Source organism: Streptomyces sp. KPB2, from assembly GCF_003950055.1.
GTDB classification, from domain to species: domain Bacteria; phylum Actinomycetota; class Actinomycetes; order Streptomycetales; family Streptomycetaceae; genus Streptomyces; species Streptomyces salinarius.
Genome location: NZ_CP034353.1, coordinates 5482721 through 5506217, shown reverse-complemented (window position 1 = coordinate 5506217; position 23497 = coordinate 5482721). Strand labels below are relative to the sequence as shown.

The window sequence follows — 23497 nt, the reverse complement described above, 5'->3', positions numbered from 1 at the left end:
CATCCGCATCCCCGGCGGGCCCGTCAGCGCCCGTTGAACGCGTCCTTCAGCCGAGAGAACAAGCCCTGCTGCCCCGGCTGACTGTGTCTGCCCGGGGGACGACCCCCGGACCCCCGGCAGGCTCCGGCCGCCGCCCACACCCACGCGGCAAACCGACACCCGCCGAGCTCCACATCAGCGCCCGTTGAACGCGTCCTTCAGCCGAGAGAACAAGCCCTGCTGCCCCGGCTGGAACTGGCCCTGCGGGCGTTCCTCTCCGCGCAGCTTGGCCAGCTCGCGCAGGAGGCGTTCCTGTTCGGGGTCGAGCTTGCCCGGGGTGGTGACCTCGACGTGGACGATGAGGTCGCCTCGGCCGCCGCCGCGCAGGTGGGTGACGCCCCGGCCGTGCTTCGGGATCGACTGGCCGGACTGGGTGCCCGGTCGGATGTCGATCTCCTCCATGCCGTCGAGGGTCTCCAGCGGCACCTTGGTGCCGAGGGCCGCCGCCGTCATCGGGATGGTGACCGTGCAGTGCAGGTCGTCGCCGCGCCGCTGGAAGGTCGAGTGGGCCAGCTCGTGGATCTCGACGTACAGGTCGCCGGCGGGGCCGCCGCCGGGGCCGACCTCGCCCTCGCCCGCGAGCTGGATCCGGGTGCCGTTGTCGACCCCGGCCGGGATCTTCACGGTCAGGGTGCGCCGGGAGCGGACCCGGCCGTCGCCCGCGCACTCGGGGCACGGGGTGGGGACCACGGTGCCGAAGCCCTGGCACTGGGGGCAGGGTCGGGAGGTCATGACCTGGCCCAGGAAGGACCGGGTGACCTGCGAGACCTCACCGCGACCGCGGCACATGTCACAGGTCTGGGCCGACGTGCCCGGCGCCGCGCCCTCGCCGTTGCAGGTGTTGCAGACGACCGCCGTGTCGACCTGGATGTCCTTGGTCGTGCCGAAGGCGGCCTCGTCCAGCTCGACCTCGATGCGGATCATCGCGTCCTGGCCCCGGCGGGTGCGCGAGCGCGGCCCGCGCTGCGACGCCGTACCGAAGAACGCGTCCATGATGTCCGAGAAGTTCCCGAAGCCGCCCGCGCCGAAGCCGCCGGCGCCACCGCCGCCCCCGGCCTGGGAGAGCGGGTCGCCGCCGAGGTCGTAGACCTGCTTCTTCTGCGGGTCCGACAGCACCTCGTAGGCGGCGTTGATCTCCTTGAACCGCTCCTGGGTCTTCGGATCGGGGTTGACGTCCGGGTGCAGCTCGCGGGCGAGCCTCCGGAACGCCTTCTTGATCTCGTCCTGGGAAGCGTCGCGGCGCACGCCGAGTACGGCGTAGTAGTCCGTGGCCACCTACGACTCCGCCAGGATCTGTCCGACGTACCGTGCCACTGCGCGTACCGCTCCCATCGTTCCCGGGTAGTCCATGCGGGTCGGTCCGACCACGCCGAGCTTGGCAACCGCCTCGCCGCCCGAACCGTAGCCGACCGACACGACGGACGTTGAGTTGAGTCCCTCGTGGGCGTTCTCATGACCGATCCGTACGGTCACGCCCGGATCCTTCGCCTCGCCGAGCAGCTTGAGGAGCACGACCTGCTCCTCCAGTGCCTCCAGCACCGGCCGGATCACCAAGGGGAAGTCGTGCCCGAAGCGGGTCAGATTGGCGGTGCCGCCGATCATCAGCCGCTCCTCGTTCTCCTCGACCAGCGTCTCCAGGAGAGTGGAGAGCACGGTGGAGACCGTACCCCGATCCTCGGCCTCGAAGGGCTCCGCAAGATCTTCCACCAGAGACGGGACATCCGTGAAACGGCGTCCCGCGACCCGGCTGTTGAGCCGGGCCCGCAGATCGGCCAGCGAGGCCTCGCCGAACGGCGCCGGGCAGTCGACCATGCGCTGCTCGACCCGGCCGGTGTCCGTGATCAGCACCAGCATCAGGCGCGCGGGCGCCAGCGAGAGCAGCTCCACGTGCCGCACCGTCGAACGGGTCAGCGAGGGGTACTGCACGACGGCGACCTGCCGGGTGAGCTGCGCGAGCAGCCGCACCGTGCGGGCCACCACGTCGTCGAGGTCGACGGCGCCCTCCAGGAAGTTCTGGATGGCACGCCGCTCGGGCGCGGTCATCGGCTTGACGCCGGCCAGCTTGTCGACGAAGAGCCGGTAGCCCTTGTCGGTCGGGATGCGCCCGGCGCTGGTGTGCGGCTGGGCGATGAACCCCTCGTCCTCCAGGGCCGCCATGTCGTTGCGCACGGTGGCCGGGGAGACGCCGAGGTTGTGCCGCTCGGTGAGGGCCTTGGAACCGACCGGTTCCTCGGTGCCGACGTAGTCCTGGACGATGGCGCGCAGCACCTGGAGCCTGCGTTCACTGAGCATCGGCGCGCACCTCCAGCTGTCGTCCGCCCGTTTCGGCCTGTCTGGCCTGCGTTGACCTGTCTGCCCTGGCACTCACGGCTCGCGAGTGCCAGACTTCCCCGGCCCAGTGTACGGCCGTGGGGTACGCCCCCGGCAAGGCCGTGACGATGCCGTTAGCGTCGTCGCCGTGACGGTGACTTGGGAAGAGCTGGGCTGGGAGCGGCTGGCGGACGGGGTGGGGCGGTGCCGGCTGCCGGGCTGGGACTGCACGGCGGGGCTGGTGCTCGGCGCGGGCGGGGCACTGATGGTGGACGCGGGGTCCAGCCTGGCGGAGGGCGCCCGGTTGCACGAGGCGGCGCGGCGGCTCGCCGACCACCGTGTGACACATCTCGCGCTGACCCACCCGCACTTCGACCACGTCTTCGGCGCGGCGGCGTTCGAGGGCGCGGAGGTGTACGGCGCGTACGGCGCGGCGGGTACGGGCGCGCTGTTCGCGCCGGGCGGACAGGGGCGGGAGGCGTTGCGCGCGGACGCGGTGGCGGAGGGGCTGGACGCGCGGGCGGCGCGGGAGGCGGCCGACGCGCTCGTCCCCGTCCGGCAGGATGTCCGCGGCGAGCAGCGGCTCGACCTGGGCGGTGGCCGTCAGCTCCTGCTGGCCGACGTGGGTCCGGGGCACACGTCACACGATCTGGCGGTGCTGGTGCCCGGCTCCCCGGCCGTCGTCTTCTGCGGCGACCTGGTCGAGGAGTCCGGCGAGCCGCAGGCGGGCCCCGACGCCGTACCGTCCGACTGGCCGGCGGCCCTGGACCGGCTGCTCGATCTGGGCGGCGACGACGCGCTGTACGTGCCGGGTCACGGAGCGGTGGTGGACGCGGCGTTCGTGCGGGCCCAACGGGACGCGCTGGCCGTCCGGTTCGGCGTGTCGCGCTGATCACCGGGCGGGCGTTCCTCGTATCGTCGGCAGAATGCGCCAGTACTCCGCCGACCTGACCCCTCCGTGGAAGAAACCGCAGCCCGTTCCCGAGGTGCCGGCCGACCCCGGTCTGGTGGTCGAGGAGCCCGGCACCGGGTTCTGCGGCGCGGTGATCCGCTGCGAGGCGGGCACGGTGACCCTGGAGGACCGCTTCGGCAAGCACCGCGTCTTCCCGCTGGAACCACGCGGGTTCCTGCTGGAGGGGCGGGTGGTGACGCTGGTGCGGCCGTCCTCGTCCACCGGCCCGGTACGGCCCTCCCGTACGGCGTCCGGTTCGGTCGCCGTCCCCGGCGCACGGGCGCGGGTGGCGCGCGCCGGGCGCATCTATGTCGAGGGGCGGCACGACGCCGAGCTGGTCGAGAAGGTCTGGGGCGACGACCTGCGCGTCGAGGGCGTCGTCGTGGAGTACCTGGGCGGCGTGGACGACCTCCCGTCGATCGTCGCCGACTTCGCCCCCGGCCCGGACGCACGGCTGGGCGTCCTGGTGGACCACCTGGTGCCGGGTTCGAAGGAGTGGCGCATCGCGGAGGCGGTGACGAGCGAGCACGCGCTGGTGGTGGGCCACCCGTACATCGACATCTGGGAGGCCGTGAAACCGTCGTCGGTGGGGATTGAGGGCTGGCCCAGGGTGCCTCGCGGTCAGGACTGGAAGACCGGGGTGTGCCGGGCCCTGGGCTGGCCGCCGGAGAACACGGGCGCGGTGTGGCAGGCGATCCTGGCCCGGGTGAACTCGTACAAGGACCTGGAGCCGGAGCTGCTGGGGCGCGTGGAGGAGCTGATCGACTTCGTGACGGCGTGACGTACTTGTCCGGCTGGTGAATCCAGCCCCTCCGGCGTTTGAGGAGCGGGGGTCCGGGGGCGGCGCCCCCGGGTCGGGACGGGAAGGGGCGGCGGGGGCGAGGAAACCCGCCGTCAGTCCACCAGGTCCCGTACCACCGCGTCCGCCAGCAGCCGCCCGCGCAGCGTCAGCACCGCGCTCCCCGCCTCGTACGGCCCCTCCTCCAGCAGCCCCTCCGACAGCGCCCGCCGAGCCGCCGCCAGCCCCGCCTCCCGCAGCAGCGCCAGCGGCACGCCCTCCCGCAGCCGCAGCTCCAGCAGGACGCGCTCCACCCGCCGGTCCTCGTCCGTGAGGACCTCGCGCCCCGCGCCCGGCGACTTCCCCGCCGCCAGTGCGCCCGCGTACGCCCCGGGATGCTTCACGTTCCACCACCGCACGCCCCCCACGTGGGAGTGCGCGCCCGGCCCCGCGCCCCACCAGTCGGCGCCCCGCCAGTACAGCTCGTTGTGCAGGCAGCGACCGGCGTCGGAGGTGGCCCAGTTCGACACCTCGTACCAGTCGAAGCCCGCCGCGGCGAGGGTCTCCTCGGCGATCAGGTACCGGTCGGCGTGTACGTCGTCGTCGGTCATCGGGACCTCGCCGCGCCGGATGCGCCGGGCCAGCTGGGTGCCCTCCTCGACGATCAGGGCGTACGCCGAGACGTGGTCGGGTCCGGCGCCGAGCGCGGCGTCCAGGGAGGCGCGCCAGTCGTCGTCGGACTCGCCGGGGGTGCCGTAGATCAGGTCGAGGTTGACGTGGTCGAAGCCGGCCGCGCGGGCCTCGGCGACGCAGGCCTCGGGGCGGCCGGGGGTGTGGGTGCGGTCCAGGATCTTCAGGACGTGCTGCCTGGCGCTCTGCATGCCGAAGGAGATCCGGTTGAAGCCGCCGTCGCGGAGGGTGGCGAGGTACGCCGGGTCGACCGACTCCGGGTTGGCCTCCGTGGTGATCTCCGCGTCCGGCGCCAGGCCGAACTCGTCGCGGATCGCACCGAGCATCCGCACCAGGTCACCGGCGGCCAGCAGGGTGGGCGTACCACCGCCGACGAAGACCGTGCGGACCTCGCGGGGGTCGTCGCCGAGCACCTTGCGGGCCAGGCGGACCTCGTCGACGAGCGTGTCGGCGTAGTTGTCGCGGGAGGCGAGGACGCCTCCGGTGCCGCGCAGCTCGGTCGCGGTGTAGGTGTTGAAGTCGCAGTAGCCGCAGCGGGTCGCGCAGTACGGCACGTGCAGGTAGAAGCCGAGGGGGCGGTCGGCGGCCCCGGCGAGCGCGGACGCGGGCAGGGCACCGTCGGCGGGGACGGGTTCGCCGTCGGGGAGTGCGGAGGGCATGCGTTCCATTGTCCCGCACCCGCGCCGATCCCCCGCCCGCTCACTCGGCCTGGAGCACCAGCAGCGCCAGGTCGTCCTCCGGTGGCCGGGGCCCGAACTCGTGCACCAGCCGCCGGATCCGCTCGGCGACCAGCTCGGCGTCCAGGCCCGTGCAGCCGGCCAGTGCCTCGGCGAGCCCGTCGTCGTCGTCGAACTGGCGGGAGCCGCTGCGCCGCTCCGTGACCCCGTCCGTGACGCACAGCAGGGTGTCGCCGGACCGCAGCTCGAAGCTCTCGCTGACGTACGTCGCGTCCTCGACGACGCCGAGCAGGGTCTGCGGGCACGCGACGGCGCTCACCGTGCCGTCGGGGCCGAGGAGCAGCGGCAGTGGGTGTCCGGCGGACGCGAGGGTGCAGCGGACGCCGCCCTCGAAGGGGACCAGCTCGCCGTAGAGGAGGGAGAGGAAACGGGTCTGCGGTCCGTCGCCCGGGGCAACCGGTGGGCCTCCGGCGGCGACCAGCGCGCGGGCGGCGGCGTCGGCGGCCTCGGTGGCGTCGTCGAGGAGGAGCTGGTTGAGGCGGTCGAGGACGTCGGGGACGCCGTACTGCTCGCGGGCCAGCAGCCGCAGCCAGGGCCGGGCGAGCCCGATGACGACGGCGGCCTCGGGGCCCTTGCCCTGGACGTCGCCCACGGCGAAGCACCAGCGGCCGTCGCCGGCCGGGAAGAGGTCGTAGAAGTCGCCGCTGGGGCCGCCCTTGTCGCGCGGTTCGTAGACGAGGGCGCTGCGCACGCCGGGGATCTCGGCGACGGCGCCGGGCAGCAGGCCGCGCTGGAGGACGGCGCTGATGGTGGCCTGCCGGGCGTACTGGCGGGCGGCGCCGATGGCGAGCGCCACCCGGCGGCTGAGGTCCTCGACCAGGCCGGTGATCTCGTCGGGGAAGCCGGGAGAGTCCTGGTGGCCGCCGGTGTCGGGGGCGTCCTGGGCGTCCGGGGTGTCCGGGGTCGGGTCCGGGGGGCCGGCCCGGCCGATGACCAGGGTGCCCAGGGGGCGGCCGCCGGCGACCAGGCGGTAGGCGAGCGCGGTGCCGTGCGTGCCGAGCGCCTCGGCGGGCCAGGGGTGGCCGACGGGACCGGAGCGCCACGGGTCGCGCGGGCGGGGCGGCTCCTTCTCCAGGGCCGCGCGCAGCTCGTCGAGGTGGCCCTCGCCGGCGTGCCACACGCGGGCCAGCCGGGCGCCGACGGCCGTCCCGGAGTCGTCGCTCCAGGCGCCCCGGCCCAGGGTCTCGTCCTCCAGCCACACCCCGCACCAGTCGGCGAGCCGGGGCACGATCAGCTGGCCGGTGAGGGAGGCGACGAGGTCCTCGTCGAGCTGTCCGGCCAGGAGGTCGGAGGCCTCGGCGAGGAAGGACAGCGCGCCGCGGCCCAGCCACTCCCGGTCGCGGGTGCGGCGCCGGCCGGGCCGTGCGGGCACACCGGACGCGTCGTGCGGGCCGTCGGGGTCTGCCGGCGCCACCGCGCCCGTGGGCGGCGTCCGGTGCGCGCCCCCGGCGTACGCCCCGGTCCGCGCCGTGGACCCGGGCGCCCCGACGCCCTCGCCGCCCTCGACGCCCGCTCCGGCGGGCGTGGCTTCGGCGAGACCGGCGCCCACCCCGGCACCGTCCGCGGGCTCCGCGCCGCCGGCCGGCAGCCGCGCCCACACCGTCTTGGAGCCCGGGCGGTAGGTGATCCCCCAGGCCTCCGCGAGCGCGGCGACGAGGCGCAGGCCGCGCCCGTACTCGGCGGGGTCGTGCGGTGTCTCGTGGTCGCCGCCGCCGCTCGGGGCCCGGGAGGGGTGCCGGTCCGCGACCTCGACGACGAGGGTGCCCGTCTCCTCCACCCGGAGGCCCACCTCGACGTCGGTACCGGCGTGCACGACGGCATTGGTGACCAGCTCACTGACGACGACCAGGGCGTCGGCGGCGAGGTGCTCGGTCAGGTGCTCCGTGCCGGGCAGTCCGAGCGCGGACCAGTCGGCGAGCGCGGCGCGCGCCATCGCGCGGGCGGCGCCCGGCGCCAGGGAGCTGCCCAGCAGGGTAACGCGCGCCCGCGCGCACTCCTCGAAGCGCTCGCCGAAGACCTCGACCGAGGCCCCCTCGCCGGAGTACTCGGCGGACGCCTCAGCGGCGCGCGCGTCCGCCGCGCCGGCGCGGGAGGCGGTCTCCCGCTGCCTCGGAATGGCCGACATGGACGTCTCCCCGGGCAGTTCGTGCGAATTCCTCACACTCAATGCCGACAGAGTGACAGACCGATCCCGCCCATAAGCACGGAGTTACCGAAGTGGGCCGCGATGAGTGAGAACCATGCTAGGCGAACGTTCGAAGACGGCCGGAATCCGAACGGAAACCGGCCGTCTTCGAACATCTGCCGCGCTCTTGCGGGCCCTACGCCTCGCGCGAGCCCTCGTACATCTCCTCGATCAGGTTCATGTACTCGCGCTCCACCACCGGCCGCTTCAGCTTGAGGCTCGGGGTGATCTCGCCATGCTCGACGTCGAGGTCGCGGGGCAGCAGGCGGAACTTCTTGATGGTCTGCCAGCGCTGGAGGCCCTCGTTGAGCTGCTTGACGTAGCCGTCGACCATCTCGACGGTCGCGGGCGCCGCGACGATCTCCGCGTACGGCTTGCCCTCCAGGCCGTTCTCCTTGGCCCACTCGGTGATCGCGATCTCGTCGAGGGCGATGAGCGCGGTGCAGAAGTTCCGGTCGGCGCCGTGGACCAGGATGTTGGAGACGTAGGGGCAGACCGCCTTGAACTGGCCCTCGACCTCGGCGGGCGCGATGTACTTGCCGCCGGAGGTCTTGATGAGGTCCTTCTTGCGGTCGGTGATGCGCAGGTAGCCGTCGGGCGACAGTTCGCCGATGTCGCCGGTGTGGAACCAGCCGTCGGACTCCAGCACCTCGGCGGTCTTCTCGGGCAGCTTGTGGTAGCCCTCCATGATGCCGGGGCCGCGCAGCAGGATCTCGCCGTCGTCGGCGATGCGCACCTCGGTGCCGGGCAGCGGCTTGCCGACGGTGCCGGTACGGTAGGCCTCGCCGGGGTTGACGAAGGAGGCGGCGGAGGACTCGGTGAGGCCGTAGCCCTCCAGGATGTGGATGCCGGCGCCGGCGAAGAAGTAGCCGATCTCGGGAGCGAGGGCGGCCGAGCCCGAGACGCAGGCGCGCAGCCGGCCGCCGAAGGCCTCGCGGATCTTGGCGTAGACGAGCTTGTCGGCGACGGCGTGCTTGGTGCGCAGGCCGGCGGGGGCGCTCGCGGTGCCGGTGCGCTTGAAGTTGTCCTGGGTGACCTTGGCGTACTCGCGGGCGATCCCGGCGGCCCACTGGAAGATCTTGTACTTGGCCCCGCCGCCCGCGCGGGCCTTCGCGGCGACGCCGTTGTAGACCTTCTCGAAGATGCGGGGCACGGCCGCCATGTAGGTCGGCTGGACCACCGGCAGGTTCTCGATGATCTTGTCGACCCGGCCGTCGACGGCGGTGACGTGACCGGCCTCGATCTGGCCGGAGGTCAGCACCTTGCCGAAGACGTGCGCGAGCGGCAGCCACAGGTACTGGATGTCGTCCTTGGTGACCAGGCCGGTCGCCGCGATCGCCTTCGCCATGTACGACCAGTTGTCGTGCGGGAGGCGGACGCCCTTGGGCCGGCCCGTGGTGCCGGAGGTGTAGATGAGGGTGGCGAGCTGGTCCTTGGTGAGCGCGCCGACCCGCTCCTTGATCAGCTGCGGGTCCGTCCCCAGGCGGGCCGCGCCCCGGCGCTCCAGCTCGTCGAGGGTGAGGACCCACTCCTCGGAGGTGTCCGCGCCGGTCGCGTCGACCACGACCACGTGGGTGAGGTCGGGCAGCTCCGCCTTCTTCTCCTTCGCCTTGGCGAGCTGCGCGGCGTCCTCCGCGATCAGCACCCGGCTCTCGGAGTCGGAGAGGATGTACGCCGATTCGTCGGCGTTGGTCTGCGGGTAGACGGTGGTCGTCGCCGCGCCCGCGCACATGATGCCGAGGTCGGCGAGGATCCACTCCAGGCGGGTGGAGGAGGCCAGCGCCACGCGCTGCTCGGGCAGCACGCCCAGTTCGATCAGGCCGGCCGCGATCGCGTACACCCGCTCGGCGGCCTGTCCCCAGGTCAGCGACTTCCAGTCGTCGGGGCCCTCGCCCGAGGCCGGCGGCACCGGGTAGCGGTACGCCTCGGCGTCCGGCGTGGCGGCCACCCGCTCCAGGAAGAGTCCCGCCACGGAGGGCGGACGGTTCTCGATCAGTGTCTGTGTGTCGCTCACGACATCCTCCGGGCCCGCGACGGTGCGGCTGGCTCGTTGCGGCTGGCTCAGGTGTGGCTGGTTCACTCTCGGGCGGTTGTTCGGACCGTGGTCAAGCGGCGCGTCGGACTGTTGCCCGATCACTTGTTTAACTCACGAGTAACTACGGGGCAGGCATCAGAGTAGAGGGCGACCGGCCCCCGCGTAAGAGCCCGCGCCCTGTCACTTCCTACAGATGCGCGCCCGTGACATGCGAAGGGACCCGCCGCACTTTCGTACGACGGGCCCCTCGGTGTCCGTTCTGTCCGGACTCGACGTGCGGTACGGCGGTTACTTCTTGCCCTTGCCCGACCCCGCGCTGTCGTCGCTGGACAGGACGGCGATGAAGGCCTCCTGCGGAACCTCCACGGAACCCACCATCTTCATCCGCTTCTTGCCTTCCTTCTGCTTCTCCAGCAGCTTCCGCTTGCGGGAGATGTCACCGCCGTAGCACTTGGCGAGGACGTCCTTGCGGATGGCGCGGATGGTCTCGCGGGCGATGACCCGGGAGCCGATGGCGGCCTGGACCGGCACCTCGAAGGCCTGCCGCGGGATCAGCTCCTTGAGCTTGGCGACGAGCCGCACGCCGTACGCGTACGCCTGGTCCTTGTGGGTGATCGCGGAGAACGCGTCCACCTTGTCGCCGTGCAGCAGGATGTCGACCTTGACCAGGCTGGAGGTCTGCTCGCCGGTGGGCTCGTAGTCGAGGGAGGCGTAGCCGCGCGTCTTGGACTTCAGCTGGTCGAAGAAGTCGAAGACGATCTCCGCGAGGGGGAGGGTGTAGCGGATCTCCACCCGGTCCTCGGAGAGGTAGTCCATGCCGAGCAGGGTGCCGCGCCGGGTCTGGCACAGCTCCATGATGGCGCCGATGAACTCGGTCGGCGCCAGGATCGTGGCGCGCACGACCGGCTCGTAGACCTCGTCGATCTTGCCCTCGGGGAACTCGCTCGGGTTGGTGACGGTGTGCTCGGTGCCGTCCTCCATGATCACGCGGTAGACCACGTTGGGCGCGGTGGCGATGAGGTCGAGGTTGAACTCGCGCTCCAGCCGCTCCCGGATCACGTCGAGGTGGAGCAGGCCGAGGAAGCCGACGCGGAAGCCGAAGCCGAGGGCGGCGGAGGTCTCCGGCTCGTAGACCAGGGCGGCGTCGTTGAGCTGGAGCTTGTCCAGGGCCTCGCGCAGCAGCGGGTAGTCGGAGCCGTCCAGCGGATACAGGCCGGAGAAGACCATGGGCCTCGGGTCCTTGTAGCCGCCCAGCGGCTCATCGGCGCCCTTGTGCTGGCTGGTGACGGTGTCACCGACCTTGGACTGGCGGACGTCCTTCACGCCGGTGATCAGGTAGCCCACCTCGCCGACGCCGAGGCCGTCGGCGGAGAGCATCTCGGGCGAGTTGGTGCCGATCTCCAGCAGCTCGTGGGTGGCGCCGGTGGACATCATCCGGATGCGCTCGCGCTTGTTGAGCTGGCCGTCGATGACACGGACGTACGTCACGACACCGCGGTAGGAGTCGTAGACGGAGTCGAAGATCATCGCGCGGGCGGGGGCGTCCTTGACGCCGACCGGCGCCGGGATCTCGGCGACGACCTTGTCCAGCAGCGCGTCGACGCCGAGGCCGGTCTTGGCGGAGACCTTGAGCACGTCGTCGGGGTCGCAGCCGACCAGGTTGGCCAGTTCCTCGGCGAACTTCTCGGGCTGCGCGGCCGGCAGGTCGATCTTGTTCAGCACGGGGATGATCGTGAGGTCGTTCTCCATCGCCAGGTAGAGGTTGGCGAGGGTCTGGGCCTCGATGCCCTGGGCGGCGTCGACGAGGAGGATGGTGCCCTCGCACGCCGCCAGCGAGCGGGACACCTCGTAGGTGAAGTCGACGTGGCCCGGGGTGTCGATCATGTTGAGGATGTGCGTGGTGCCCTTGTCGTCGGACGGGGCCCACGGCAACCGCACCGCCTGGGACTTGATCGTGATGCCGCGCTCGCGCTCGATGTCCATGCGGTCGAGGTACTGGGCGCGCATCTGCCGCTGCTCGACCACACCGGTCAGCTGGAGCATCCGGTCGGCGAGCGTGGACTTGCCGTGGTCGATGTGCGCGATGATGCAGAAGTTGCGGATCAGCGCCGGGTCGGTACGGCTCGGCTCGGGCACATGGCTGGGGATCGCGGGCACGCAGGGTCCTGATTCTTGAGGCGTCCGCAGTGTCTGCGGTCTCGGGTCTCGGGTCGGATCGATACGTAGCCTCCATGGTCCCACGGGTGGGGACCCGGGATGGGTTTGGGACCCTCGACGACCCGCTGGTAGTGTGGGGGGCTGTGTCTCTTGCCCTCTCAGCGTGAGGCACTCCTTCAAGAAATCACCGGCACGGGACCCTCGCGGCCTCGTGCCTGAACCTGCAAAGGCTCATTCGTGGCGAACATCAAGTCCCAGATCAAGCGGAACAAGACGAACGAGAAGGCCCGGCTGCGCAACAAGTCGGTCAAGTCCTCTCTGAAGACCGCGATCCGCAAGGCCCGCGAGGCCGCCGCCGCGGGTGACGTCGAGAAGGCCACCGAGTACCAGCGCGTCGCTTCGCGCGAGCTCGACAAGGCCGTCTCCAAGGGCGTCATCCACAAGAACCAGGCCGCCAACAAGAAGTCGGCGCTGGCGCAGAAGGTCGGCGCTCTCAAGGGCTGAACCCCCTTGGCTGGATTCATCCGGTTCAGCTGGTTTCATCTGGTCTGATCGCCGGAGGGACCCCGAGCGGGCCCTCTCTCATCCGCTCCCGTCCGGCACCAAGGATCCATGCGCGGCCTGCGTTCGCCACGCGGGCATGGATCCGCGAGCTTGATCCGAAGGCCCCGGTGGCCGTCCTTCCCCAGGACGGACGCCGGGGCCTTCGGTGTTTCCCGGACCAGAGGTTCCGAAGGGGTGCTTACGACTTACGACCGTCCCCGGGAACGCGCCGCCCGCGCGACGGTCACCACTGCCTTCTCCAGGGCGTACTCGGGGTCGTCGCTGCCGCCCTTCACGCCCGCGTCCGCCTCGGCCACCGCACGCAGGGCCACGGAGACGGCGTCCGGGGTCCAGCCGCGCATCTGCTGCCGGACGCGGTCGACCTTCCAGGGCGGCATCCCCAGCTCGCGGGCGAGGTCGGCGGGGCGTCCGCCGCGGGCGGAGGACAGCTTGCCGATCGCCCGTACACCCTGGGCCAGGGCGCTGGTGATCAGCACCGGCGCCACTCCGGTCGCCAGCGACCAGCGCAGCGCCTCCAGCGCCTCCGCGGCCCGTCCCTCGACCGCCCGGTCGGCGACCGTGAAGCTGGAGGCCTCCGCCCGTCCGGTGTAGTACCGCCCGACGACCGCCTCGTCGATGGTCCCCTCGATGTCGGCGGTCAGCTGGGACACCGCCGAGGCCAGCTCCCTGAGGTCGCTGCCGATCGCGTCGACCAGGGCCTGGCACGCCTCGGGCGTGGCCGACCGCCCGGCCGTACGGAACTCCGCGCGCACGAAGGCCAGCCGGTCGGCGGGCTTGGTCATCTTCGCGCACGCCACCTCGCGGGCGCCCGCCTTGCGGCCGGCGTCGAGCACGCCCTTGCCCTTGGCGCCGCCCGCGTGCAGCAGGACGAGGGTGATCTCCTCGACGGGGGCGGCGATGTACGCCTTGACGTCCTTGACGGTGTCGGCGGACAGGTCCTGCGCATTGCGTACGACCACGACTTTGCGCTCGGCGAAGAGCGAGGGGCTGGTGAGCTCGGCGAGGGTGCCGGGCTGCAGCTGGTCGGGGGTGAGGTCGCGTACGTCCGTGTCGGCGTCGGCGGCCTTGGCGGCGGCCACCACCTCCTGCACGGCACGGTCGAGCAGGAGGTCCTCCTGGCCCACGGCAAGGGTCACCGGGGCGAGAGGGTCGTCGTTCGCAGTCTTCCTGGCCATCGCGACAAGCATCGCACGCACCACTGACAGCGCCGGACGGACGCTGTCGGGCGCGCGGCTCCGGCGGGGCCTACGGGTGCGCGCTCCGGCGGGGCCTACGGCTCCTCGCGCCAGCCGTCCCACTCCCCCGCGAACGCGTCCAGCTCGCCGGGGTCCAGCGCCTCCCGCTCGTCCCGCAGGACGACGAGCCACTGGGCGTCCTCGGCGTCGTCCTCGCCGGCCAGGGCGTCCCGGAGGATCCGGGGCTCCTCGTCGATGCCGAACCGCTCCCCGAGCGCCTGGGCCGCTTCCTCCGCGGCGTCGCGGTCGGGCAGTACCAGCACATGTCTCACGTCGCTCACGGGAGCCATTGTCGGTCAGCCCTTGGGTACGGTCTGCACGTCGAGGTCGATGCGGATGCTGGGGCCGACCACGGCGATGCCGCGGGCCAGCATCGTCTGCCAGCTCACCGTGAAGTCGTCGCGGTGCAGCTCGGTGGTGGCGCGGCAGGCGGCGCGCGTCTCGCCCTCCATGCCGTTGCCGAGACCGAGGTACTCCGTGTCCAGCGTGACCGTGCGCGTCACGCCGTGCAGGGACAGCGCGCCGGTGACGGCCCAGCGGTTGCCGCCGCGGTGGGTGAACCGGTCGCTGTAGAACTCCAGGGTCGGAAACCGCTCCACGTCCAGGAAGTCGGCCGACCGCAGATGGTCGTCGCGCATCTTCACGTTGGTGTCGATGGACGCCGCGTCGATCACGACGTGCATCGCCGACTGCTCCATGTCGTCGGCGATCCGGACCGCGCCCGCGAAGGAGTTGAACCGGCCGTGGATCCGGGCCAGCCCGATGTGCCGCGCGGTGAACGCGATCGAGGAGTGCGCCGGCTCGATCTCCCAGTCGCCCGCCGCGGGCAGCTCCGGCGGCTGGGCCACCTGGAGCGTCACGTCGCCCAGCGAGGCCAGCGTGTCCTCGACGACCGTCGCGGAGGCGCGGTACGGGGTGTAGCCCTCGGCGGACACGGCGAGCCGGTACTCCCCCGCGGGCACCGTCGCCACGAACGAACCGAAGGGGTCCGTGCCCCCGCCGACCACCTTGCGCCCCATGGTGTCGCTGACCGTGAACTCCGCGTGCGGCACCGGGGCGTTGACGGGGTCGAGGACGCGGCAGCTCAGCACTCCCGCGTCCGGCGGGGTGTGCACCGCGGCCAGGGGACCCGTCCGTTGCATCCGCTTGGTTCGGCTTCCCAGCAAGCGGCCGATCATTGGCGACACCCTCTGCACGACATCGAAAAACTAGTTGACGGAGAAACATTCGACCACCGATGTGGCTTTCGGGGCAACACGGGACCACATCACGGGAAACCGTCACATGTGCTGGGAGTGGACCGGAGTGGCCCCGTGTGCGCCGGTATCCCCGCACCGGTAGGGATTTCTCACAGCGGGGACACAGGTCGCAAGCGGGGACACGGGTCGCGCCGACGGCCGGCCGGGCCGGATCCGTGTCACCTCTCCCAGTACAGGCCGCGGACCTTCACGCTCGTGACGGTGACCGGGGCGTCGTCGCCGGCGTCGGGCGGGTAGTAGACGCACTCGAAGCGCAGTCGCTCGTCGGCGACGATCGAGCCGCTGTTGCCGAAGTCGGGGAAGCTGCCGCCGTCGGTGCCCAGGCGCTCGACGATCGGACCGGTCCACCGGGTTCCGTCCGGACGCAGGTGGTAGAAGCGGCCCTGGAGCGTGGAGCCGGGGGGCACGACCGCCCGGAGGTGGGCCGTGGCCTGGTAGTGCGTCGCGCCGGTCAGCAGGTCCGTCCCGTCCACGGTGAGCGTCGTCCACTTCCGGGGCGTGATCTCCTGGTCGTCGCTCTCGGACCGGCTGATCGCTCGCGGCATGTCGTCCTCCTCGGAATCGCCGGGCGTCCAGCCGGCGGGGTGGTTGAGGCGTTCTTCGACCCGGGCGCGCATCGACGCCATGGTGAACCCGCGCGGGTCGATCTTTCCGGGCTGCCACTCCAGGTGGCCGATGACGGACCGCTGGTTCCAGCCGTGGTGACGGCACACGGCCGCTGCGGCCCTCTCGATCGCGTCCAGTTGCGCGGCGGGCCACGGGTCCTTTCCGTCGCCGAGGTTCTCGCACTCGAAGCCGTAGAAGTGGCGGTTGCCGTCGGTGTTGGCCTCGTTGTCCCGGGGCAGCGGCTTCTCCGCGACGACGGCGCGCAGGACGTCGTCGTCGCCCAGGCCGGCGTGGTTGGCGCGGCCGTAGCCGACCAGGTGCACGCGGCCGTCCTTGGTGATGACGCCGTGACACAGCGGACCGGGCAGGCTCGCGTAGCCCTTGCGGCAGATCTCCACGGTGGCAGCGCTGCCCCGGGTCACGGTGTGGTGGATCATCACACCGTTGACGGGACCCCAAGGGCCCTTGTGGTTGCGGTTGTGGCTCCGCCAGTCGCCCACTTCGACGACGGTGAGGCCCTCCGCCTTCAGCGCCTTGAGGAAGCTGCTCGCGGTCATCGGGTTCGCCATCAGCCACGCTCCGACGACGGCCGGGTGACCTGCCGGTCGTCCTCGCCGGGCCGGTGCACAACGGTGTGCCCCGGCGTGGGGGTTTGGGGCATGGGCTTCTCCTTCTTCCGTGCTGGGCCGGAAATTTCCACTTCTGTCCTGGACTTGGAATTCCCGGCGCCCACCCCGCCTACGCCTCCGAGGGCACACGGGACCGCTGCCGGGAGTGCGGGAGGATCCCTGTGAAGTCCGTGTACTGAGGCAACGGTTCCGTCGGCTCATGGACTCCTTCAGGTATTCGGGAGGTGCCCATGGGGGATGCCAAGCAGGTACGGGACGAGGAGTTCCGCAGATTCGTGATCGGCCGGTGGCCGGGGCTGATGCGCACGGCCTTTCTCCTCACCGGCGACAAATACGCCGCCGAGGACCTGGCCCAGTCGACGCTGGAGCGGACCTACACGGCCTGGCGCCGAGTGAGCGCGGCCGACGATCCGGACGCCTACGTGCGGCGCATCATGATCAACGCGCACGCCCGCAGGCACAGAAGAAGACTCAAGGAGTTCCTGGCGCCCAAGGACGACTCCGGTCCGGTGCGTGAACCGACCGACACGGCCGATCAGATGGCGCGGGCCGACGACCGCGACGCACTGCTCGAAGCGCTCGCCCAGTTGCCGGCGCGGCAGCGCGAGGCGGTGGTCCTGCGCTACTGGGAGGACCTCACGGAAACGCAGACGGCGCGGGCCATGGGCTGCTCGGTCGGCACGGTCAAGAGCAACACGTCGAAGGGGATAGCGAAGCTGCGCGCCGTACCGGCGCTGGCCGACGCCGTACTGCAGGGAGGACGGAAATGACTGGTGTGGACGGCAAGGACCAGGGCGCGGCACCGGAGCGGATCGCCGCTCTCCTCGTGGACACGGCGAACGGGTTGGAGACCGGCGCCGCTCCCGTGGACGCCGTCGTACGCGCGGGCCGCCGGCACAGGGCGCGGCGACGGACGGCCACCGCGGTCGCGGCAGTGGTGCTGGCGGGCACGACGGGGACGCTGGCCCTGACGAACCTGCCCGGGGGGAACGACCGGAGCGCCCCCGCCAAGCCCGCCCCGGCGGACGAACGACGCGTGTTCCTGCCGCAGATCTCGACGGTGGCCTACGGCATGACCGGGGACGCGAGGTGGGCCGTCAACGTGCAGGTGTGGTCGGCACCGCGCGACAAGGCCGAGGCCGTCGAACAGACCGAGGCCATGGCGGACTGGGGACTCGCCCCGGCGACCTCGGGCAGCCCTTCCGACCTCGTCGGCCGCACCAGCTACTTCGTCATCCGCGCCTACGGCCCTCAGAACGCCACGAACGACGAGCTCACCACGCGTCTGGTGGACTCCGGCTCGACGAGCAGGCTGCCCTGGCCGAAGGGGACCGAAGTCGAGGCCCTGCCCCAGCCCCTCACGGGAAAGGACGGACCGAACCGCCTGGTCGTCGGGACGGTGCCCACAACGGCGAAGCAGGTCGCCTGCCACTGGAAGGACGGCAGTACCACCCTGGCCGACCGGGCCCCCGACAACGCTCCTCTGCGCCCGACGAAAGCCGTGATCCGGTCCGTCCGCGACTTCCCCACGGCTAACTGGTTCGTCTGCACGTCCCCAGGTGCGGCCGCCTACGAGTCCGCGGAAGTGACCGAGTAACGACTCGGGGGGGTCAGTCCCCCGCCACCCGCAGCTCCCTCCCCGTACCGGCGACCGCCAACGCCCCGTCCCGGTCCGTGCGGAGCACCGTCGCTCCCTGGGCGCGCAGGGCGGCGACCGTGCCGGGGGCCGGGTGACCGTAGGTGTTGTCCTCGCCGCAGCTGATGAGGGCCAGCCGCGGGGCGACCCGGCGGAGGAACGCGAAGTCCTGGTGCGCCGAGCCGTGGTGGGCCACCTTCAGCACGTCGACGCCCTTCAACGCCGCTGCCGCCGGGGAGCGGGCCAGCTCCCGCTGGGCCGGGGGCTCCAGGTCGCCGAGGAGGAGCAGGCGCAGGCCCGCCGTCCGGACCAGGAGGGTGACGCTGGCGTCGTTGGGGCCGCTCTCCGTGCCCGGTGCCGTAGTGGTCGGCGGGCTCGGCGGGGGCCACACCACCTGCCAGGACAGCGGGCCGGAGCGGCGCTGTTCCCCAGCGGTGGCGTGCCGCACGGGGATGTCCCGGGAGGCCGCCTGTCCGCGGACGAACCCGGCTTGGTCCGGGGGCTCTTCCAGGGCGGTCGTCTCGATGGCGCCCACCGAGCGGCCCCGCAGCACCCCGGGGAGCCCGGCCACGTGGTCGGCGTGGAAGTGGGTCAGCAGCACGAGGGGGACGCGGGTGATGCCGAGGGAGCGCAGGCAGTGGTCGACCAGGGCGGGGTCGGGTCCCGCGTCCACGACCACGGCCGTTCCCTCTCCCGCGGCGAGGACCAGCGCGTCGCCCTGGCCCACGTCGCACATCACCATCCGCCAGCCGGGCGGGGGCCAGCCCTTGATCACCCGGGCCAGCGGGGGCGGTTGCACCACGACGAGGATCAGGAGCAGCGCGCAGACGCCGCACCACCAGGGATGCCGCAGCAGGCGTCGGCCCACCGGCAGCGCGGCCGCCGTGACGAGGGCGAGCAGGGCCGCCCCGGCCCAGTTGCCCGGCCAGTCCACACCCGCGCCGGGCAGCGCGGCCCCGGTGCGCGCGATCGCCGCGATCCACTCGGCCGGCCAGCCTCCGCACCAGGCCAGACTCCTGGCCAGCGGCATCGCCACCGGCGCCGTCGCCAACGCCGCGAAGCCCAGGACCGTGGCCGGGGCCACCGCGAACTCCGCCAGGAGGTTGCACGGCACCCCCACCAGGCTCACCCGCGCCGACAGCACCGCGACGACCGGTGCGCACAGGGCCTGCGCGGCTCCCGCGGCGGCCAGCGCCTCCGCGAGCCGGGGCGGCACCCCGCGCCTGCGCAGCGCCGCACTCCACCGGGGAGCGATCGTGAGCAGTGCGCCCGTGGCCAGCACGGAGAGCAGGAAGCCGTAACTGCGGGCCAGCCAGGGGTCGTAGAGCACCAGGAGCAGTACCGCCGTCGCCAGGGCCGGGAGCAGGGATCTGCGGCGTCCGGTGGCCAGGGCCAGCAGGGCTACGGAGCCGCAGGCCGCCGCGCGCAGCACGCTCGGGTCGGGCCGGCACACGACGACGAAGGCGAGCGCGAGCAGTCCGCCGAGCAGCGCGGTCGCGCGCAGGTGCAGGCCGAGACGGGGGGCCAGGCCTCGGCGCTCACTGCGTGGGGCCAGGCCCGGCGGGCCGAGGAGCAGGGCGAGCACGATCGTGAAGTTGGCGCCGGACACGGCCAGCGTGTGCGTCAGGTCGGTCTCCTTGAACGCCTCCTCCAACTCCGGCGTGACGCGTGAGGTGTCGCCGACCACCAGGCCCGGCAGCAACGCCCTCGCGTCCGTCGGCAGGTCCTCGGTCGCCGCGCGCAGGCCGGATCGCAACCGGCCCGCGAGCCGTTGCGCCGTCGACGGCCTCGACGCCACCTCCGGTGCCTGTCCGCCGGCCCGCACGCGCAGCACCGCGGCGATGCGGTCGCCGCGCGTCCTCGGGGGTGACAGGCGGGCGGCGACGCGGAGCCGGGTGGTCGGCAGCAGGTTCAGCCAGCGGGAGGGTGCGGCGGGCCGCGTGCGGGACCGCCCGCCTGCCCCGCCTTCCCTGTCGTCCCCGCCTTCCTGGCCTTCCCCGCCCTCCCCTCCCTCCCCGGCTGCGTCCACCAGTACGAGGACCGGCGTCCGGGTCGTCACCGTCGTCCCGCCCCTCTCGCTCACCCGTCGCACGTCTGCCTCGATCAGCACGGTGGGCGGCACCGCGCGGTTGCCCCGGACGCGCGGCCGGGTGAGGCGGGGATCGGCCGTGACCTCCACCTCCGCGGTGACGGTGGCGTACCGCCGCGCCAGCTCCGGCACCGGGCCCCTGCGCAGGTCCGCACCGTGCAGCGCGGCCGAGGCGGCGGACGCGGCGACGCAGAGGAGCAAGGCGGCGGCTACGAGTGTGCGGGGCCGTCCGCGCGCCGGCCCCAGAAGCAGCGCCCCGGCCACGATCAGGGCGCCCGTCACCACACCCACCGCCCAGCCGGCCGGCGCGTCCAGCACCAGCGCCGCCGTCGCCCATGCCGCCAGGGCAGGTGGCACCAGGCGGAGGTCCGCCGGACCCTCCTGCCGGGGATGGGCCGCGCCCAGCCGGTGGCCGGAGGCGGCGTGCACGGCGGCGCGCGGGGGTCTCGTCGGTGACTCCTCCGGTCCTGGTGCCGCCTCCGGTCCAGGTGCCGCCTCCGGCCGGTCCACTCGCTCCACTCGCGCCGGGTCCGTGTTCATGGACGGACCAGGTCCCGCAGGTCGGCGAAGCGGCGTTCGCCGATGCCGTTGACCTCGCGCAGTTCGTCCACCGAGCGGAAGCCGCCGTGTTGGGTGCGGTAGTCGATGATGTGCTGGGCGAGGACCGGGCCGACGCCCGGGAGGGTGTCTAGTTGGTCGGCGGTCCCCGTGTTGAGGGAGACCGGCGCCGTGGGCCCCGCTCCCGCCCCTCCGCCGGAAGCAGTCACCGATCCAGGCGCGGGCGGTGGCGCGAATGCTCCGACGATCACCTGCTCGCCGTCCACCAGGAAGCGCGCCCGGTTCAGTCCGTCGGTCTTCGTGCCGGGCTTCACGCCCCCGGCGGCTCGCAGGGCGTCCTCGACGCGGGAACCCGCCGGGAGGCTGTGAACGCCGGGTTCGCGGACCTTGCCGCCGACGTCCACCACGATCTCGGCCCCCGCCCGGGTCGTGGGCGCGGCACCCGGCTCGGGATCGTCGGCCTTGGTGCGGTCCTCGGCCGCCGGTCCCGGTGTCGCCGCTCCGTATGCCGCCGCCTCCCGCACCACCTCGGGGGCCGCCACCGGCTGGGTGCGGCCGGACCAGAAGTGCTGCACCGCGAAGACCGCCGCGACGACCAGCAGCACCGAGAGCGCCGCCACGCTGCGCCGCTCCAGCCCGCACCGTGTCTGCAGCCACAGCGGCATCCGCTCCCGCAGCGCCAGCCCGGTCCGTTCCCGCCAGGTCGTCGTGGCCCCGCCCCCGTCACCGTCACCGCCACCGGTGACGGTGACGGGGGCGTCAGGGCGGGGCAACGGCGGCCCCTTCCCCGACTCGCCCCGCACCTGCTCGTGCCCGGCCTGCTCGGCGCGCTCCCCGAACAACGCCTCCGCCCGCCGCCGCAGCTCCTCCGGCGGCGCCTGCCGGCGGTCGTGCCGGGTGTGGGAACGGGGGCGGGCGTGGGCGCGCGAGCCGGGTGCGCGGCGGTGGGCGAGGCGGCCGTCGGAGGCCGGGGCGCGGCCCGGACCGCTGGTCGCGGACGCGGTGCGTGAGCGTGATCGAAGAGCCATGCGACGAGGATCGGGCAGCTCGCCACCCCCGCGATGATCATGGTCAATTCCCGGGGACTACCCACGGGTTGTGGAAAACTCCGCCCCCCTCACGAGTGACACGAACGGCCCACCGCGGCGCCCATCACCCGCCGTCCACCGCCCGCGCCCTCACCGCGACGAGACCACGACCCCCAGCAGCCCCGGCCCCGTGTGCGCGCCGATCACCGCACCGACCTCGCTCACATGCAGGTCCGCCAGGCCGGGCACCCGCTCCCGCAGCCGGTCCGCCAGGGCCGACGCCCGGTCCGGGGCGGCGAGATGGTGGACGGCGACGTCGACGGGTGCGCTGCCCGCCCGGTCGGCGGCGATCTCCTCGAGCCGGGCGATCGCCCTGGACGCCGTCCGGACCTTCTCCAGGGGTTCGATGCGGCCGCCCTCCAGCTGGAGCAGCGGTTTCACGGCGAGCGCGGAGCCGAACAACGCCTGGGCCGCCCCGATCCGGCCGCCGCGGCGCAGATAGTCGAGGGTGTCGACGTAGAAGTAGGCGGAGGTGCCCGCGGCGCGCTTCTCGGCGGCCGTGACGGCCTCGTCCACCGTGCCGCCCGCCTCCGCCGTCTCCGCGGCGGCGAGCGCGCAGAATCCGAGCGCCATCGCGATCATGCCGGTGTCCACGACCCGGACCGGGACGGCGGCGTCACGCGCCGCGACGACGGCCGCGTCGTGGGTGCCGGAGAGTTCGGCGGACAGGTGCAGGGAGACGATGCCGTCGGCGCCGGACTCGGCGATCCGGCGGTAGGTCTCGGCGAAGAGTTCGGGGCCGGGGCGGGAGGTGGTGACCGGCCGGCGTTTCTGCAGGGCCTGGGCGAGGGAGCGGGTGGAGATCTCCGTCCCCTCCTCCAGGGCCCGGTCGCCCAGGACCACGGTCAGGGGTACCGCGGTGATGCCGTGCCGCTCCATCGTCCGGGCCGGGAGGTAGGCCGTTGAATCCGTGACGATAGCGACATGGCGGGACATGAGCTGGAGGTTACCTGGCGTAGTGCCCGTACGGCAGTCCGGCCCCGACCACCGGGCGTTCACAGGCCTTCGAGGCGTCCACGAGTCGGGCGACCGGGCCGGCCGGTCGGGCAAGTCGGGACAGGTCAGGCCGGTTCGGAGCGGGTCAGGCCGGGTCGGACCGGGTCAGGTCGTGCTCTCCGGGCGGGCCTTCTTCTGCCACGGGTACACCGGGCTCGCGGCGGGCGGGGTGATGGCGGGGCGGGCCGGGTCGCCCTCCGCCGGATCCTGTGCAGAGGAGTCCGGCCAGGTCTGCCGGGTGGTGGGGGCGTCGGCGGAGGGGGCCTCGGGCCAGGACGGGGGCGTGGTGGGCGGGCCCTCCCCCGGGCCGGTTCCGGCCGCCGTCTCCGCCTGCGTCCTGGTCTCCGTCCAGTGCCGCAGCGCGCCGGCCTCCACGTCGATCTGGGCGCTCAGCGAGTCCAGGTCGTCGTCCGCGAAGCGGCGGGCGCGGTCGCGGGCCGCCCAGCGCAGGGCGTCCGCCGACCGGGTGACGCGCTCGGTGCGCTCCCGCAGCTCGGGGAGGCGCTCGGCGAGGGTGGCGCGGTCCGGCTCGGACTCCAGCCGCCGCAGCTCGCCGTCCAGCTCGAAGCCGTGCGCGCTGAGCCGCTCGAAGAGGGCGAGGGACTCCTTGAGGGACGCGTCCTCGGCCACGCGCGCGTGCAGCGCGTCCTGGGTGGCCCGCATGGAGGTGCGCAGCGTCAGCCGCAACTGAGCCAGCTCGGCCGCGGGACCCACCTGGACGAGGGACTTGGCCCGCAGGGTGTGGTCCTCGACGGTGCGGCGGGCCTGGGTGATGCCGCGGTCCACGCTGCGCTTGGCGGCACCGACGGCCTTCACCGTGGCGTAGACGCCCAGCACCACGGCGAGCAGGAAGAGCAGGGCGAACACGGTGAGCGCTGCTTCCACGAGGCTCCTCCTTGGGACGTCCGGTCCGCAACACCGGCGGTCCACGACGCCGGTCGCGCCGCTCTTCCA

At 72.9% G+C, this 23497-nt stretch carries 18 protein-coding genes and 1 pseudogene; 5 read left to right on the top strand and 14 right to left on the bottom strand.

Features of this window, described 5'->3' with window-relative positions:
* Positions 1–174: 174 nt before the first annotated feature.
* Positions 175–1314: a molecular chaperone DnaJ gene (gene dnaJ, locus D1J63_RS24745; protein WP_102932117.1), complete on the bottom strand. Its 1140-nt coding sequence runs from the start codon at positions 1312–1314 to the stop codon at positions 175–177.
* Positions 1315–2331: a heat-inducible transcriptional repressor HrcA gene (gene hrcA, locus D1J63_RS24740; protein ID WP_102932118.1), complete on the bottom strand. Its 1017-nt coding sequence runs from the start codon at positions 2329–2331 to the stop codon at positions 1315–1317.
* 166 nt (positions 2332–2497) lie between these two features.
* Here hrcA and D1J63_RS24735 point away from each other — a divergent pair, with 166 nt between their 5' ends.
* Positions 2498–3241: an MBL fold metallo-hydrolase gene (locus tag D1J63_RS24735; RefSeq protein WP_125631739.1), complete on the top strand. Its 744-nt coding sequence runs from the start codon at positions 2498–2500 to the stop codon at positions 3239–3241.
* Positions 3242–3275: 34 nt separating this feature from the next.
* Positions 3276–4082: a DUF3097 domain-containing protein gene (locus tag D1J63_RS24730; protein ID WP_125631738.1), complete on the top strand. Its 807-nt coding sequence runs from the start codon at positions 3276–3278 to the stop codon at positions 4080–4082.
* A 113-nt stretch (positions 4083–4195) separates the two neighbouring features.
* Here the strand turns inward: D1J63_RS24730 and hemW are convergent, their stop codons facing one another.
* The 4 genes from hemW to lepA all read right to left on the bottom strand — a co-directional run bounded on the left by hemW (position 4196) and on the right by lepA (position 11883).
* Positions 4196–5428 carry a radical SAM family heme chaperone HemW gene (gene hemW, locus D1J63_RS24725; RefSeq protein ID WP_125631737.1) on the bottom strand — a complete coding sequence of 411 codons (1233 nt, stop codon included), beginning with the start codon at positions 5426–5428 and terminating at the stop codon, positions 4196–4198.
* Positions 5429–5468: 40 nt separating this feature from the next.
* Positions 5469–7631, bottom strand: a complete 2163-nt coding sequence (locus D1J63_RS24720; protein WP_125631736.1) for an ATP-binding SpoIIE family protein phosphatase — start codon at positions 7629–7631, stop codon at positions 5469–5471.
* A 196-nt stretch (positions 7632–7827) separates the two neighbouring features.
* Entirely contained in the window at positions 7828–9705 is a 1878-nt protein-coding gene (locus D1J63_RS24715) for an AMP-dependent synthetase/ligase (RefSeq protein WP_164712959.1), read from the bottom strand.
* 309 nt (positions 9706–10014) lie between these two features.
* The gene (gene lepA, locus D1J63_RS24710; protein WP_125631733.1) at positions 10015–11883 is read right to left on the bottom strand and encodes a translation elongation factor 4; all 1869 of its coding nucleotides are present in this window, start codon (positions 11881–11883) and stop codon (positions 10015–10017) included.
* 237 nt (positions 11884–12120) lie between these two features.
* Between lepA and rpsT the strand changes: the two genes are divergently transcribed.
* Complete coding sequence (gene rpsT / locus D1J63_RS24705) at positions 12121–12387, top strand: 30S ribosomal protein S20 (RefSeq protein WP_031038253.1); 267 nt, start codon at positions 12121–12123, stop codon at positions 12385–12387.
* Between the two features lie 245 nt (positions 12388–12632).
* Here the strand turns inward: rpsT and holA are convergent, their stop codons facing one another.
* The 4 genes and pseudogenes from holA to D1J63_RS37685 all read right to left on the bottom strand — a co-directional run.
* Entirely contained in the window at positions 12633–13622 is a 990-nt protein-coding gene (gene holA, locus D1J63_RS24700) for a DNA polymerase III subunit delta (RefSeq protein ID WP_197923963.1), read from the bottom strand.
* Positions 13623–13717: 95 nt separating this feature from the next.
* Complete coding sequence (locus tag D1J63_RS24695) at positions 13718–13972, bottom strand: hypothetical protein (protein ID WP_125631729.1); 255 nt, start codon at positions 13970–13972, stop codon at positions 13718–13720.
* 6 nt (positions 13973–13978) lie between these two features.
* On the bottom strand, positions 13979–14860 hold the full coding sequence (locus tag D1J63_RS24690; RefSeq protein WP_125631727.1) for a YceI family protein: 882 nt from the start codon (positions 14858–14860) through the stop codon (positions 13979–13981).
* Between the two features lie 671 nt (positions 14861–15531).
* A pseudogene (locus D1J63_RS37685) lies at positions 15532–16104 on the bottom strand (N-acetylmuramoyl-L-alanine amidase); the annotation flags it as partial.
* 302 nt (positions 16105–16406) lie between these two features.
* Between D1J63_RS37685 and D1J63_RS24680 the strand changes: the two are divergent.
* Both D1J63_RS24680 and D1J63_RS24675 read left to right on the top strand, forming a co-directional pair.
* A complete protein-coding gene (locus D1J63_RS24680) occupies positions 16407–16946 on the top strand; it encodes a SigE family RNA polymerase sigma factor (RefSeq protein ID WP_125631723.1) in 540 nt (179 codons plus the stop codon).
* The gene (locus D1J63_RS24675) at positions 16943–17773 is read left to right on the top strand and encodes a hypothetical protein (RefSeq protein ID WP_125631721.1); all 831 of its coding nucleotides are present in this window, start codon (positions 16943–16945) and stop codon (positions 17771–17773) included. The genes D1J63_RS24680 and D1J63_RS24675 overlap by 4 nt, the downstream gene beginning before the upstream one ends.
* A 13-nt stretch (positions 17774–17786) precedes the next feature.
* Here the strand turns inward: D1J63_RS24675 and D1J63_RS24670 are convergent, their stop codons facing one another.
* From D1J63_RS24670 to D1J63_RS24655, 4 genes are all read right to left on the bottom strand, one after another.
* The gene (locus tag D1J63_RS24670; RefSeq protein ID WP_125635781.1) at positions 17787–20330 is read right to left on the bottom strand and encodes a ComEC/Rec2 family competence protein; all 2544 of its coding nucleotides are present in this window, start codon (positions 20328–20330) and stop codon (positions 17787–17789) included.
* Between the two features lie 107 nt (positions 20331–20437).
* Positions 20438–21487 carry a ComEA family DNA-binding protein gene (locus D1J63_RS24665; RefSeq protein WP_125631719.1) on the bottom strand — a complete coding sequence of 350 codons (1050 nt, stop codon included), beginning with the start codon at positions 21485–21487 and terminating at the stop codon, positions 20438–20440.
* Between the two features lie 150 nt (positions 21488–21637).
* Positions 21638–22483: a DegV family protein gene (locus tag D1J63_RS24660; RefSeq protein ID WP_125631717.1), complete on the bottom strand. Its 846-nt coding sequence runs from the start codon at positions 22481–22483 to the stop codon at positions 21638–21640.
* Positions 22484–22648: 165 nt separating this feature from the next.
* A complete protein-coding gene (locus tag D1J63_RS24655; protein WP_125631715.1) occupies positions 22649–23428 on the bottom strand; it encodes a hypothetical protein in 780 nt (259 codons plus the stop codon).
* Positions 23429–23497: the final 69 nt, after the last annotated feature.